The organism is Glutamicibacter sp. JL.03c, assembly GCF_025854375.1.
In the GTDB taxonomy this organism is placed as follows: Bacteria; Actinomycetota; Actinomycetes; order Actinomycetales; family Micrococcaceae; genus Glutamicibacter.
The window spans coordinates 941,419-954,947 of record NZ_CP107575.1 but is presented as its reverse complement, the minus strand read 5'-3'; the positions used below and the strand labels follow the sequence as shown (position 1 = coordinate 954,947).

Genomic DNA, 13,529 nt, shown 5'->3' with positions numbered 1-13,529 from the left:
CTCTAGGCTCCGTTCAGACGCTCGGAAAGGTAGGCGGTGACCTGGTCCAGGGACACGCGTTCCTGGGTCATGGTGTCGCGCTCGCGAATGGTCACGGCCTGGTCGTCGAGGGTGTCGAAGTCCACGGTGATGCAGAACGGCGTACCGATCTCATCCTGGCGGCGGTAGCGGCGGCCGATGGCTCCGGCGTCATCGAAGTCGATGTTCCAGCGCTTGCGCAGCTCGTTGGCCAGCTCCTTGGCCTTCGGCGACAGGTTCTCGTTGCGGCTCAGTGGCAGCACAGCGGCCTTGACCGGAGCCAGGCGTGGGTCCAGCTTCAGTACGGTGCGCTTATCCACGCCGCCCTTGGTGTTCGGCGCCTCGTCCTCGGTGTAGGCATCCACTAGGAAGGCCATCATCGAACGGGTCAGGCCGAAGGAAGGCTCGATCACGTATGGGGTGTAGCGTTCGCCGGTAGCCTGGTTGAAGTAGGTCAGCTCTGCGCCCGAAGCCTTGGCATGGCTCGACAGGTCGTAGTCGGTGCGGTTGGCGACACCCATGAGCTCGCCCCATTCCGACCCCTGGAAGCCGAAGCGGTATTCGAAGTCGATGGTGCCCGCCGAGTAGTGCGCGCGGTCGTCTTCTGGCACGTCGAACTGGCGCAGGTTTTCTTCCTTGATGCCCAGATCAACGAACCATGCCCAGCAATCCTTGACCCACTGGTCGAAGTACTTCGGTGCATCTTCCGGAGCGGTGAAGAACTCGATTTCCATCTGTTCGAACTCGCGGGTTCGGAAGATGAAGTTACCTGGGGTGATTTCGTTACGGAAGGCCTTGCCGACTTGGCCGATGCCGAATGGTGGCTTCTTGCGGCTGGCGGTGAGCACGTTAGCGAAGTTCACGAAGATGCCCTGAGCAGTCTCTGGACGCATGAAGGCCATGCCCGATTCTGAATCCACTGGGCCCAGGAAGGTCTTCATCAGACCGGAGAACATCTGGGGCTCGGTGAACTGGCCCTTGGTGCCGCAGTCAGGGCAGGCAATCTCGCTCATGCCGTCCTTTGGCGCACGCCCCTTCTTCGCTTCGAAGGCCTCGATCAGGTGATCTTGACGGTGGCGCTTGTGGCACTGGATGCACTCGACCAGTGGATCGGTGAAAGTAGCTACGTGACCGGAAGCTTCCCAGACAGCCTTTGGCAGGATGATGGACGAGTCCAGGCCAACCATGTCTTCGCGGCCGCGGACAAAGTTCTGCCACCACTCGCGCTTGATGTTTTCCTTCAGTTCGGTACCAAGAGGTCCGTAATCCCATGCGGAACGGGAACCACCGTAAATTTCACCAGCCTGGAAAACGAAGCCTCGACGCTTTGCGAGGGAAATTACCTGATCTAGCTTGGACTGTGGCGCCATATCAACTCCAATGGAAATTACGAGGCCGCTGGTTGCGGTCCGTAGAAAAATACATACCGTTCAAGGGTATCGTTTCCAAGGCCGTGAGACTAAGCGGATGCGGGTAACGCGAAAGTGAACTTCCCCGCTCTTGCCCACATCGTGGCGCGACTGGCCCAGTTATAGGGAAGAATGGGAGCCATGAGTGCCAACGAAGCTTTTGACCTAGAAATCCGCGACGAATCGATCCGCTTGGGCCAGCTGCTCAAACTGGCTTCCCTCGCCGAAGACGGCATCCACGCCAAGGAGCTTATTTCCGAAGGCGTTGTCACGGTCAACGGAGCAGTCGACACCCGCCGCGGGGCCCAGATCCGCCCCGGAGACGTCGTCTGCGTTAACGGCGAATGCGTGAAAGTGACCTCCCAGCAGTAACTATTCCTGCCCGAGCACCACTTTCTTGAGGAACGCATCGACGTCTTCAAGTTCTTCCATGCTGACCGAGTGCCCGATTTGCGGGTAGGTTTCGATGGTCAGCTCTGCATGTTTGGATACCCATCCAAGGGTGAAAGCGATCTTGTCCTGGGTAATCACCGGATCGGCAAGGTCTCTGCCCCAGAACAGCGGAATCGGATTCTGCCGCAATTTTTCGTCGTCGAGAATCTCTAGATCTCGCGGTTCAACGGCAAACCCAGATAGACCAATCACTGCAGTGATGGCCTCGCGCTGATATCGGGCCAAGGATGTTGCCATTGCCATTCCCTGCGAGAAACCCAGCAGCGTGATCGAGGAGTGCTGCTTGCTCAGCGGCTCCAGCAGCTGCCACAATGCAACAACGCTACTTGAAACGGCTTCACTTGAGTAGTCGATTTCTTGCGTAAGCGGGAACCAGCAGAATCCAGGGCCGGCCTGCAGTGGTGCGCGCACGGATAAGTAGGTGAATTCTTCGGGCAGGTAGCGCGAGAGACCCATTAGGTCTTGTTCATTTGATCCATAACCATGCAGGAACACCAGCAACGGGGTGCCCAAGCGAGAATCGTCGTTGCGGGAGATGATGGCCACTGGCGCGGTCTCGGATGAAGTCATGTGCTCAAGATTAGCGAAAAGACATCGTCGAGGTTGGGCTTATTGCCCTATGCCCTGTGGCTAGTGAACGAAAAATCTTGTCATGCCACGTCTTGGATCACTACCTCTGCGGAAGCTCAGAAGTTCCCACCCACTCGTCTTAGTGACTGAAAAAACTTGTCATTACGAGTACGTCGCTGGCGTACGACCAATCGTTCGTTTGTTCAGCATCAACGGACAAAAAAATCCATTCACGCTGTCAGGAATTCAAGCTAGGGTGTAGCCCAAGAATTGAGGCCGCGAGGATTCAAGGCCATCAGCTTCATGGCCGATACCGATACGTGATTATGGGTGGTTTGAAGTCCCTTGCTGACTGAAAATATTTGTCATTCAACGAATCACTAGTGGTCCGCCAGATCAGGCGGAATTAAGCTTTGCTTCCGGCTGTTCCGGATAGCTGAGAACCCGAAGCGTATCTGCGTTGAGCCGGACCTGCGGGATTCGTGGAGGTTCAGGCCGCTGCGGACAGTGATCATTTATGTAATCCAGGTTTTCAACAACGTCAATGCTTTCCGGCGTGATGATGACGTGCAGCCCATGCGGCGTGAGCCAAGACCTCGTCCCGTCGGGCCTTGCATGGATTTTCCACCCCAGTGCGTGCTTGAACATCTGATGCCGCTTGCACAGCAGATGCATATTGTCGCGGTCAGTGTTTCCGCCATGCGCCCAGTCTTCAATATGATCCATTTCCGAAACGTCAGCAGGGCGCCTGCATCCGGGGAAACAACAATGAACATCCCTGTGCCGCAGGAGGTCCTTCATTCCTTGCGTTGGGGTGTACTTCCTACGTTCAACATCAATTACCGCGCCGGTCCACGGATCAGTCAGGACCCGCTGGAATGATGGAGCGTCCTTCGCCAACTCAAGCGCTAGCCCTACGGGGATAGGACCAACGCCTTCCAAATCAGCAAGGGCTTTGTTGGGATTCGCCAGCATTTCCAACGCTGGAATAGTGATCGATAAGCGAGGCTTCAGCGGTGAACCGTCGCTACCAGGCCAGCCATTGATCAAGGCATCCGCATAAACGTCTGCCATCTGCTGCTCAACAGTGCGTTCATCTCTTGGATCATTGTCCTGATCCACCGTCCAACGAAGAGTGCTCATGATGGACTTAATGACGTCGGAACGGTGGGTCAGCTGGATGGTTCCCATACCGGATGCGTCGTCGAACCAGTGCGTTACCTTGCGCGCGGCCTCTGACTTATTGCGACGTTCTTGCGCTGATTCAGGATTCATCCGATCATGCAGTCTGCGTGCTTTCTGATAGACAGTGTCGTCGCTGGCAGTCTTTGCAAGCGGTAGCAAGAGATGCTCCATGATCTCGATTTGCTCTGGCACCAAGTCCTGCGAGAACTTCACAATGTAGTGGGCCGCCTTGACCGTGATTTCCCCGGCGGCAAGTGCTATCAAAGTGTCCTTGCAGACATGGCGCAAGCCCTTTGCATAGAACATGCGCTTGCCCACCATCTGCGGAGTTTCCCTCAGCGCAACCGCGGCCTCGGCCACGAAATTGGCATTGATAATCTGATCAGAGCCAGGGTCTACACGATAAAACTCGGCACTCCGCCCAGCCTCGCGCAATTCGTCCGGGTTGGAAGCGCGCAGCTCAGCAAGGTTATCCGCGAAACCCGCTCCAACCTGCTCAACGGTATCCGCCAGCAAGGTGGACGTCATCGCGTCCAGGGATCCATGGAGCTGTTGAATGGTCTTCAGACGTTCTAGCGCATCAAAAGTACTCTGCACCGGCCCCGCGTTAAAAAGGACTTCAGCTCGCTTCATGACCGGACCATAAAAAATCTGATGCGAAAGATACTGCGAAAAGATGGAGTCTGGACGAGACTCGTTGCGAGTGCCCGGAGGGCTCAGCGGTAGACGATGTTCATCGTCATAATCTTCAGAATAATTTGGATTGCTCATATCTAATTTTCCCGTGAGCGACCGACAAAATAGCCCGGAATCAAGCGGATTGTGGACAATGGTCTCGGATTTTTGCCCGAAAATTTCAGCCCCGAAAAACGACAGTCTTCAAGCCTGAGCAAGGCCGAAGAGGCAGACGGCCACACCATATCGATTGCGATTTGATAAAAGTTGCCGGTCCAGCAGGTTCCATCAAATAATCCATGCTTGACTAGCAATAAGAAGCATTAAACCAACTAATGAATTTTCTTCGCAATTTTACCGAGTAACGACGAACGAAGGTGCAATGAAAAACAGCGAGGTCATTTACGGCTATGACGAGTCACTGCCAGCCGATGAATCCAGTTTTGGCTACATAGAGGACGATCTTTCCACTGGGTCTAGCTTTATAGATGCCACGTTCTCCGTGATGCCGATACTCATAGGGCTAGTTGCCGTATTTTTAGTCTCCATCGTGATTTCCATTGTTTTTGCTCAGGCACGTAATTCGCGCAATATCAAAAGCGCTGGTATGGATCCCATTACCTTCGAAACCGACTTGAAGACAAAATTGGCGCAATCCAATCTCTTGGCGGCGAAGCAGTCGTTGGAAGCAAAGCTGGAAGAGCTAACAAGCCTGCGTTCCCGTGGGATCCTTTCGAACGATGAGTACGTGCAGGCCCGCCAGGATTTGCTGAAAGGCTGGAGTGAGGGGTGAAGTAGATCATCCCCAAGATTGATTGACGGATAGTTACCATAGGGTAACAATGTAGATTGTGCCTAAAGATTTTGACCTTGAAACTCCCGAATCCGCAGTAGAGTCGCTACATCCTTGGCGTCGTTACATCGCGCTGGGTGACTCGTTCACCGAAGGAATAGGCGATCCCGATCCGTCAAATCCCGGCCGTCATTTGGGGTGGGCCGATCGGCTGGCTCAGGAGCTGAGCAGCACTGTTTCAGATTTCGCCTATGCGAACCTGGCAATCCGCGGCCGGCTGATCGGACAGATCGTGGCCGAGCAGGTAGCTCCCGCCATCGCTTTGAAGCCGGATCTGATCTCTTTGTGCGCCGGCGGCAATGACGTGCTGCGGCCGGGCGGGGATCCGGATAAGATCGCTGACATTCTCGACGGCGCGGTCGCGAAGCTCAGCTCAACGGGCGCGACCCTGTTGATCGTCACCGGTCCGGATATTCGCGATACGCCGGTGCTGGGAAGCATCCGCGGCAAGGTGGCCATCTACAACGAAAACATTCGCACGGTGGCCGCGCGATACGACGCCATTGTGGGCGACATGTGGGCGCTACGCGAATTACACCAGTCACAAATGTGGGCCCCGGATCGCTTGCACTTCTCGCCCATAGGTCATCAACGGATTGCGGCCATGGCTCTGGATGCCTTGAACGTGCCGCATTCGATCGACACCGAGGTGGCACCGCTGCCTGATTTGCGAACCTGGCGTGAGGCACGGATTGAGGACCTGCAGTGGGCTCGTGAGCACCTGGCGCCGTGGGTGCTGCGCCGGTTGCGCCACCAGTCCTCGGGCGATGGCATTACCCCCAAGCGCCCGTCGGCGGTGCCGTTCACCGCGCCGAAGCCCAATGATTCGCTGGGCGCCGGCGATAGCGCCCAGTAGCCAATCGTTAACAGCATGAAGGGACAGCGTCCACCGATCACTGGTGGGAGCTGTCCCTTCGCGTTAAGCTGCTAGCGGCTGAAAACCCTGCCGCGCAAGATCCCGTCGAGCTGGCTGGCATCGGTCAGGAAGCCATCGTGGCCGATCGGCGAATCGATGTAATGCACCGAGGTTGGTGTCGCCAAGCTGGCCGCAAGCATCTCGGATTGCTCCGGGAAGTACAGGCGGTCCGAATTCACGGCGGCAACCACCACGTTGACCGTGTCCAGGCGCGCCAAGGCGGCTTGCAGCGACTCGTAGCCGCGCGCCACATCGTGGCTCATCAGCGCCTCGGTCAGCACCAGGTAGCTGTTGGCATCAAAGCGGTTCACCAGTTTGGTGGCCTGATGATCCAAGTAGCTTTCCACCTGGTAACGGCCGCGCGGACCATCCAACTGGCCGGTGGGGTGCTCGCCGGGCTGGGCGGTGCGCCCGAAGCGGGCCTCCAGCTCGGCCGCCGAGCGGTAGGTGATGTGCGCGAGGCGCCGAGCCAGGCCGAGTCCGGCTTCCGGACCTGCTTCGCTGGTGTAGTAATCGCCGCCGTTGAAGTTCGGATCCAGCCGGATGGACTGGGTCTGGACCTGGGCGAAGGCGATCTGTTCGGCCGTAGCTTGAGCGCAGGAGGCCATCACCACCAGGTTCTTGACCTGTTCGGGAAATTCGACCGCGTACTCCAAGGCTCGCGCGCCGCCCATCGATCCGCCGATCACCGCATGCCAGGAGGTGATTCCCAGCAATTGCGCAAGGCGTGCTTCGAGGCGTACCGAATCCTTGATGGTGACGAACGGGAAGCGAGAGCCGTAGGGCACGCCGTGCTCGTCGAGCGAGGACGGGCCGGTGGATCCATTGCATCCGCCGACCATATTCACGGCCAGCACGAAGTACTTATCGGTGTCGATCGTGGCCCCGGGGCCGACAAATCCGTCCCACCAGCCAGCGCTATGCCCGTCGCCCTGGGCAACATGGGCGTCGCCGGTCAGCGCGTGCATCACCAGCACGGCGTTGGATCCGCCTTCGTCCAGGGTTCCCCAGGACTCATAGGCAAGCTCTATCTGCGGCAGGTAGCCGCCGAATTCGAAGTGGTGCTCACCGACGGCGCTACGGCGCATCATGCCGTCTTGGCCGCCGGCGAGCTGTGGTTCCTCGGTGGTTGCAATGGATGCCATTCCTAAAGGGTTTCCTGCAATTCCTTGTTATCGTCGGCCGCGGAATCCAGGGCGGCAACAGCGTTGAAGCCCAGTTCCAAGTCGGCCAGGATGTCCTTGATGTTCTCCAGGCCGACGCTGATGCGGACCAGGGACGGGCTCACGCCGGCGGCGACCTGATCGGCCTCGGAGAGCTGGGCGTGGGTGGTGGAGGCCGGGTGGATGGCCAGCGAGCGGACATCGCCGATGTTGGCCACGTGCGAATGCAACTCCAGCGCGTTGACGAAGGCCTGGCCGGCGGCCGCGCCACCGGCAAGCTCGAAGGCGATCACCGATCCGGCGCCGTGCTCGCTGTACTTCTGGGCGCGCTCGAACCATGGCGAGGAGGCCAGTCCCGCATAGGCGACCTTTTGCACTTCGGCGCGGGCTTCGAGCCAGCTGGCTACCTCGCGCGCATTTTCGCCGTGGCGCTCGATGCGCAGGGACAGGGTTTCCAGCCCCTGGGCGATCAGGAAGGCATTGAATGGCGAGACCGAGGCGCCCAAATCGCGCAGCAGCTGCACGCGCGCCTTGAGGATGTAGGCCAGATTGGCCCCGAGGATGCCGTCCACACCCAGATCGCGGGCGAAGACCAAGCCGTTGTAGGACTCGTCGGGGGTATTGAAGCCCGGGAAACGAGCTGGGTCTTTGGCGAAGTCGAAGTTGCCCGAGTCCACGATCACCCCGGCGATCGCATTGCCGTGGCCGCCGAGGAACTTGGTGGCCGAGTGGATGACGATGTCGGCCCCGAATTCGATCGGGCGGATCAGGTACGGGGTGGCCAGGGTGTTGTCCACCAGCAGCGGCACGCCGTTTTCGTGGGCGATCTTGGCGACCTCTTCGATGTCCAGCACGTCTTGGCGCGGGTTGGAAATGGTTTCGCCGAAGAAGGCCTTGGTGTTCGGGCGGACCGCGTCGCGCCAGTCCTGCAGGTTATCCGGGTCGGCCACAAAGGTGACTTCGATGCCCAGGCGCTTGAGGGTGTGCTTGAGCAGGTTCTGGGTTCCGCCGTACAGGCTGGGGCTGGCCACCAGGTGGTCGCCGGCCTCGGCGAGGTTCAGGATGGCGAAGGTGGTGGCGGCCTGGCCCGAGGAGAGCAGCAGCGCCCCTACTCCGCCTTCCAGATCGGCGATCCGGGTTTCCACCGCGTCGGTGGTGGGATTGCCGATGCGGGTGTAGATCGGTTCCAGCTCCTGCAAGGCGAAGCGGGCGGCCGCGCTCTGCGCGGTCGGGAAGACGAAAGACGTGGTCTGGAAAATCGGCAGCGCTCGTGCGCCGGTGGCCGGATCCGGGGTCTGGCCGGAGTGGATCTGACGGGTTTCAAATGACCAGTTGTTGCTCATGGTTTCCTCCAAATAGCGTTTCATGACTATGGGGGTAGACCACTGAGAAGACACCGACAGGAAGCACCTCGTCAAGAAGTCTTCCAGGGTTACCCGCGCTTGTCCTTAGCTGCCGTATGCACCTAAGGGCCAGGTCTTCACCCGGGGCACCCCACCGCGGTTGGAGGGTTGCCGCCCAGTAAGCCGGGGCTTATTACTGGGACTCATGACCTGTTACCAGTGTGCCCGAAAACCGAAGATCTTTGCAATGCGGGCGCCTGCAAATGGTCGCAATCGGTCATATTCCAGATAGTTCGCGCTTTTGCCGCAGGGAATTCGATCCAGCAAAAAAGATTAGGGTCACCTAAGTAGAGACTGCGGTCACATGTTGCCATGATGGCTTCATGATGAGGCTAGATCACGTTAGTTATGCTTGTGGCCCGGATGGGCTGCTGCCAACCGCGCAAAGAATCTCCGAGTCGCTCGGCCTGGAGTTCGTCAAGGGAGGCGTGCATCCGAGGTTCGGGACGCGCAATGTCATCTTCCCGCTCAAGCATGGGCAATACCTGGAAGTCGTTGAGGTGCTGAACCACCCGGCCAGCGACAAGGCCCCCTTCGGCCAGGCGGTGCGGGCCCGTTCGGAGCTCGGCGGCGGCTGGATGGGCTGGTGCGTTTCGGTGGACGATCTATCCAGCGCCGAAGACCGGCTGGGCCGCAAGGCCGTTCCGGGCAACCGCAAGTTCCCCGATGGCCGCGAGCTGACCTGGCAGCAGATCGGCATCAAGGGCCTGATCGCCGACCCGCAGTGCCCGTACCTGATCTCCTGGGACGAGGAAGCCAGGGATCTGCATCCTTCCAAGGCCCTTGAGCCAGCCGGGGCGATCAGCGAGATCACCATTGCCGGTTCCCGCGATCGGGTGCTGGAGTGGCTGGGGCAGCCGGAAAACGTGCATCTGGGCGCAGTGACCATGGCCTATCAGGCGCCCAATGGCACTCCGGGCATCATGTCGGTGACCTTCGAGACCGAGAACGGCCCGGTAGTGTTGTAGTACGACGGTAGGCGGGGACAATGGCGTCCCCACCTACCATTTTTTATGCGCCGGCATCAAGGCGCTTGCCCAGGACCACGACCTGCTGGTCTTGGAATCCCAGCCGCTCATAAAAGCCGCGCACCGCGGCATTTTCCTCGCGCACCATCAGCTGCACCTTGGGCACACCCCGCGCAGTGAGCCAGTTGCAGGCGGCATCCACCATCGTGGCGCCCAGCCCGAAGCCTTGCCTCTGCGGATCCACCGCCACGTAGTACAGCCAGCCGCGGTGACCGTCGTGGCCGGCCATCACGGTGGCGAGAACTTGTTCGTCGTCGATCATGGCCAGCACCGTGGAGGTGGCGGTTTCCAGGGCGCGCCGGGCATCAGCGCAGGGATCATTCCAGGGCCGGGTCAGCCCGGTGTTTTCCCACAGGGCCACAGCATCGGGAATCAGTGCTTCTCTCAGCTCGCAAATCTGCATTATTACAGCTTAGGTGCTAGCTCCCGATCCCGATGGCCGGGCCAATCAGCGCGTACCCAACAAAGCCGATGGCGTCGAGCAGGAAGTGCGCGATCACCAGCGGCATCACCCGCCCGTACTTGTGATAGACCCAGCCAAAAACCACACCCATGAGCAAGTTGCCGATCATTGGCCCCAGACCCTGATACAGGTGGTAGCTGCCACGAATCACCGCCGAGCCAATGATGGTGGTCCATAATCCGAGGTTCAGCTTCTTCGCGTAGGTGAATAGGAAGCCGAGCATCAGCACTTCCTCAAGCACCGCATGGCGCACCGCCGAGAGCAGCAGCACCGGCACGCTCCACCAGTAGTCCCCCAGATTGGCAGCGGACAGCGCCGTGGTGATGCCCAGTGCCCGACCGGCCGCATAGACTCCCAAGGTGCCAAGGCCCATGGCTAGGAAGAGTCCGGCACCTAACAATGAGTCTTTGCCTGGCCGGCGCACATCAAAACCGATCTCGTGTACGCCGAAGCCCAGGCTGCGCTTCATCAGATACAGGGCCAGCGCCACCGGAACCAGCGCAAAGACAATGTCCAGCAGCTGATAGGAGAAGTCGAAAAATTCGCGGGTGCTCAGCTGGTTGTTCAGCGACGTCGTCTGATCACGCAACGGTGCCCGGGTGACTTTGTCGGCAAAGCTCAGCAGCGAGTAGATCGCGCTCTGCCCCAGCGACAGGGCAAGGACCAGGGCGATCTCGAACTTCAGGATCTTGGCATTCACGTTCTCGATCATAGGCTGATCAGGCTGTGCGGGAGCTTTGGTAGCCTGAAGACAGCGAATTAAAGGAGCATTAGTGTCCCGTCCTGCCACGGAAGAAGAACTGTCCATCGCCCGCCGATTACGCCCTGACCTTTCCTGGGAGCACGCAGCGGTGAACGAGGGCGGACAGTTCCACAAGGTGGTGATCGCCAACCCGGACTCGGTGATCCGCATCGCGCGGACCATCGATGCCACCGAAGAAATGCCGCGCTCCATCAAGCTGCTGGAACTTGTGGCCGAACAGCTGGACTACCAGATCCCGGTGGCGACCTCGCCGATGCTGAAGGTGGATTCTTTGGGGTCGGTGGCCCTGTCCTTCATCCCGGGCAGCGCCCATGAACCGCACTACGGGGACCCCAAAGTCTTGGGCCAGCTGGTGAGCGACCTGGCGCAGGTCGAGCTTGAACCGCTGCGCGAGCACCTGGCCTCCCCTTTTGCCTTCCGCGGCCCGTGGACCGATGAGCGCCAGCAGCAATGTTTTTATGCCTTGCCCGATCAATTGCGCGGCCCTGCCAGCAGCCTGTGGGCGCAGCTTGACGAACTGGCCCAGGTGCCTCCGAGCCTGGTCCATGGAGATCTGGCCGGGCACAATATGCACTGGGTGGATGAAGAACTGATCGGCATCCTGGACTGGGATCTGGCCGCGGCCTGGGACCCGGCATTGAATACGGCGTACCTGAGCCTGTGGCACGGGTTGGAGATGGTGGATTTGATCGCGCCGAGCCCCGATGAAGCCCGTCGGGCGAAGATCTGGCTCGGGCTGATGAGCCTGGAGCGGCTTTCCGATACGCTCTCGCGCACCGATAGCCCAAAGATCGACAAGCTGATGCGCAAGATCGGACCGCGGATTGAGCACGCCGCGCAGGTTGCGGGGTGCTGATGCCCGATCATTGGCATCCCTCCCCCGGGGACGGCGAAGGCCCATCCAAGCTCGATGCTCGGATGGGCCTTGGCAAGCATCACCAATGATGCAGAAGGCGATTAGCCCAGGGCTGCGATGGCTGCATCGTAGTCTGGCTCGGTGGTGATTTCAGGAACGACCTGGGTGTAGGCCACCTTTCCGTTCTCGTCCAGGACGATGACCGAGCGGGCCAGCAGGCCAGCCAGCGGGCCGTCGATCTGGGTCACGCCGTAGTCCGAACCGAAGTCCGAGCGGAAGACCGAAGCGGCGGTGACGTTCTCGATGTCCTCGGCACCGCAGAAGCGGCCCAGTGCGAATGGAAGGTCAGCGGAGACGCACACGACGGTGGTGTTCTCCAGGCCGGCAGCCAGTTCGTTGAAGCGGCGAACGCTGGCAGCGCACACGCCGGTATCGACCGATGGGAAGATGTTCAGGACAATGCGGCGGCCAGCCAGCGATTCGCTGGTGACATCTGCAAGGCCGGTGTCGGTGAGGGTGAATGATGGAGCCTGCGAGCCTACGGCTGGCAGTTCACCAATGGTCTGTACGGGGGTTCCCTTAAAAGCAGTATTAGCCATGGTTCTTGTCTATCACGAATGGCTAATTGACTGCCAGATTTCAGGCGAACCGACCGGAACAAGTCGAAGGCTGGCAGCTCATGGAATACCAGCGACCATGAGTTTGAGCAAAGGCTATGATTCCTATGCAGCGAAGATGCGCAGCATGACCCTAACGGGGACGGATCTTGAGACTGCAGCACGTTTTGTAGATATGTTGTGTCCACGTGGCTCAAGAATTCTAGACATCGGTTGCGGCATCGGCAATACGGTCAATGCCCTACGCCAAAAAGGTCACCAAGCATTCGGAATTGATCCGACACCAGAGGTTCTGAAGGTGGCTGGTGAACTCTTTAACGATGCCTGGTTTACGCAACTGGCCGTTGACGAACTGAAAGCCGAGGTCATGCATGCACGCGGCCTACCGGTCAGTTTTGGAGCCATTGTGCTTGCCGGTAACGTACCCGCATTCTTGTCCACCAAAGAGTTCCGCAAGCTGTCCGCCATTGCTCAAGAGTTGCTCAACGACACTGGAGTTATGATCATCGGATCCACTGCACGGGCACGAAGTGGGACAGTCGATCAAGACGACCTGTTCGCTGATTCACGATTGCAGCTCGTTGGTCGATTCTCAGACTGGCATCTTTCGCCATTTGATTCGACAGCCCAATGGTCCGTCAGTATCTATGCCAAAGATCGGAAGCGAACCGGTTTCAAGGCACCGGATGGAATTTTCGTCTTGCCTGTCTGACCGAGGTACTTGTCATCAGGATCGATACCATTGATGATATGCGTTTGATAGACAAGTGGTTCGAAGAGAGTCACTGGCCACGAGATCCCGAGTTGGATACTTTTCGAGACGCGGTCTGGGAACTGAAGCAAGATGGCCTGCTCCGAGGATGGTTGACGACTTCGGTAGGTATCATGCGCTCATTCCCCATTTTCTGGGAGAAGCAAGAACAGATGTGGTGGCAAACGCACTGGATAGACGGCCACCACGATTTCCTTGAAGAAGACTACGGCCCAGGCTGGTACACGGCCAATGAACTACGTGATGGCTACGTATTGGTGAACGATCCAAAAACGCAAGTCGAAGCTCGTTTTGAAGCAAATCTCATGACGGGCGCTGAACGCGACCGCCTGTGGAAGATTCTGGGCCATGGCTCTATAGGCTAGGACCTACCAGACCAGATCGA

15 protein-coding genes and 1 riboswitch are annotated in these 13,529 nt (G+C 58.8%); of the genes, 7 read left to right on the top strand and 8 right to left on the bottom strand.

What is annotated here, in order from left to right; genetic code table 11:
* Window positions 1-2 precede the first annotated feature (2 nt).
* A complete protein-coding gene (locus OF385_RS04375; RefSeq protein ID WP_264277158.1) occupies window positions 3-1,388 on the bottom strand; it encodes a glycine--tRNA ligase in 1,386 nt (461 codons plus the stop codon).
* Window positions 1,389-1,568: 180 nt separating this feature from the next.
* On the opposite strand from OF385_RS04375, the gene OF385_RS04370 reads away from it, so the two are divergent.
* The gene (locus OF385_RS04370) at window positions 1,569-1,799 is read left to right on the top strand and encodes an RNA-binding S4 domain-containing protein (protein ID WP_022875051.1); all 231 of its coding nucleotides are present in this window, start codon (window positions 1,569-1,571) and stop codon (window positions 1,797-1,799) included.
* On the opposite strand, the gene OF385_RS04365 is transcribed toward OF385_RS04370, so the two are convergent.
* Together OF385_RS04365 and OF385_RS04360 are read right to left on the bottom strand one after the other, a co-directional pair.
* Window positions 1,800-2,450 carry an alpha/beta hydrolase gene (locus OF385_RS04365; RefSeq protein ID WP_264277157.1) on the bottom strand — a complete coding sequence of 217 codons (651 nt, stop codon included), beginning with the start codon at window positions 2,448-2,450 and terminating at the stop codon, window positions 1,800-1,802.
* A 396-nt stretch (window positions 2,451-2,846) separates the two neighbouring features.
* A complete protein-coding gene (locus tag OF385_RS04360; protein ID WP_264277156.1) occupies window positions 2,847-4,406 on the bottom strand; it encodes an HNH endonuclease signature motif containing protein in 1,560 nt (519 codons plus the stop codon).
* 286 nt (window positions 4,407-4,692) lie between these two features.
* Between OF385_RS04360 and OF385_RS04355 the strand changes: the two genes are divergently transcribed.
* A complete protein-coding gene (locus OF385_RS04355) occupies window positions 4,693-5,103 on the top strand; it encodes an SHOCT domain-containing protein (protein ID WP_264277155.1) in 411 nt (136 codons plus the stop codon).
* A 58-nt stretch (window positions 5,104-5,161) separates the two neighbouring features.
* Window positions 5,162-6,019 (top strand): SGNH/GDSL hydrolase family protein, encoded by an 858-nt coding sequence (locus OF385_RS04350; protein ID WP_264277154.1) that lies wholly within the window; start codon window positions 5,162-5,164, stop codon window positions 6,017-6,019.
* 71 nt (window positions 6,020-6,090) lie between these two features.
* Here the strand turns inward: OF385_RS04350 and metX are convergent, their stop codons facing one another.
* Window positions 6,091-7,224, bottom strand: a complete 1,134-nt coding sequence (gene metX / locus OF385_RS04345; RefSeq protein WP_264277153.1) for a homoserine O-acetyltransferase MetX — start codon at window positions 7,222-7,224, stop codon at window positions 6,091-6,093.
* A gap of 2 nt (window positions 7,225-7,226) precedes the next feature.
* Entirely contained in the window at window positions 7,227-8,585 is a 1,359-nt protein-coding gene (locus OF385_RS04340; RefSeq protein ID WP_264277152.1) for a bifunctional o-acetylhomoserine/o-acetylserine sulfhydrylase, read from the bottom strand.
* A gap of 90 nt (window positions 8,586-8,675) precedes the next feature.
* A riboswitch (SAM riboswitch) is annotated at window positions 8,676-8,796 on the bottom strand.
* A 172-nt stretch (window positions 8,797-8,968) separates the two neighbouring features.
* Here OF385_RS04340 and OF385_RS04335 point away from each other — a divergent pair.
* Window positions 8,969-9,613, top strand: coding sequence for a VOC family protein (locus OF385_RS04335; RefSeq protein WP_264277151.1), 645 nt, complete (start codon window positions 8,969-8,971; stop codon window positions 9,611-9,613).
* Between the two features lie 43 nt (window positions 9,614-9,656).
* Here the strand turns inward: OF385_RS04335 and OF385_RS04330 are convergent, their stop codons facing one another.
* Window positions 9,657-10,076, bottom strand: coding sequence for a GNAT family acetyltransferase (locus OF385_RS04330; protein WP_264277150.1), 420 nt, complete (start codon window positions 10,074-10,076; stop codon window positions 9,657-9,659).
* 16 nt (window positions 10,077-10,092) lie between these two features.
* Window positions 10,093-10,848 carry a CPBP family intramembrane glutamic endopeptidase gene (locus OF385_RS04325; protein ID WP_413468087.1) on the bottom strand — a complete coding sequence of 252 codons (756 nt, stop codon included), beginning with the start codon at window positions 10,846-10,848 and terminating at the stop codon, window positions 10,093-10,095.
* Window positions 10,849-10,909: 61 nt separating this feature from the next.
* Here OF385_RS04325 and OF385_RS04320 point away from each other — a divergent pair, with 61 nt between their 5' ends.
* Window positions 10,910-11,755, top strand: coding sequence for a phosphotransferase family protein (locus OF385_RS04320; RefSeq protein ID WP_264277149.1), 846 nt, complete (start codon window positions 10,910-10,912; stop codon window positions 11,753-11,755).
* 101 nt (window positions 11,756-11,856) lie between these two features.
* Here OF385_RS04320 and tpx read toward each other — a convergent pair whose 3' ends face one another.
* Window positions 11,857-12,354 (bottom strand): thiol peroxidase, encoded by a 498-nt coding sequence (gene tpx / locus OF385_RS04315; RefSeq protein WP_264277148.1) that lies wholly within the window; start codon window positions 12,352-12,354, stop codon window positions 11,857-11,859.
* Between the two features lie 97 nt (window positions 12,355-12,451).
* Here tpx and OF385_RS04310 point away from each other — a divergent pair, with 97 nt between their 5' ends.
* Together OF385_RS04310 and OF385_RS04305 are read left to right on the top strand one after the other, a co-directional pair.
* Window positions 12,452-13,084, top strand: coding sequence for a class I SAM-dependent methyltransferase (locus OF385_RS04310; RefSeq protein ID WP_264277147.1), 633 nt, complete (start codon window positions 12,452-12,454; stop codon window positions 13,082-13,084).
* A 38-nt stretch (window positions 13,085-13,122) separates the two neighbouring features.
* Window positions 13,123-13,509, top strand: a complete 387-nt coding sequence (locus tag OF385_RS04305) for a hypothetical protein (RefSeq protein WP_264277146.1) — start codon at window positions 13,123-13,125, stop codon at window positions 13,507-13,509.
* Window positions 13,510-13,529 lie beyond the last annotated feature (20 nt).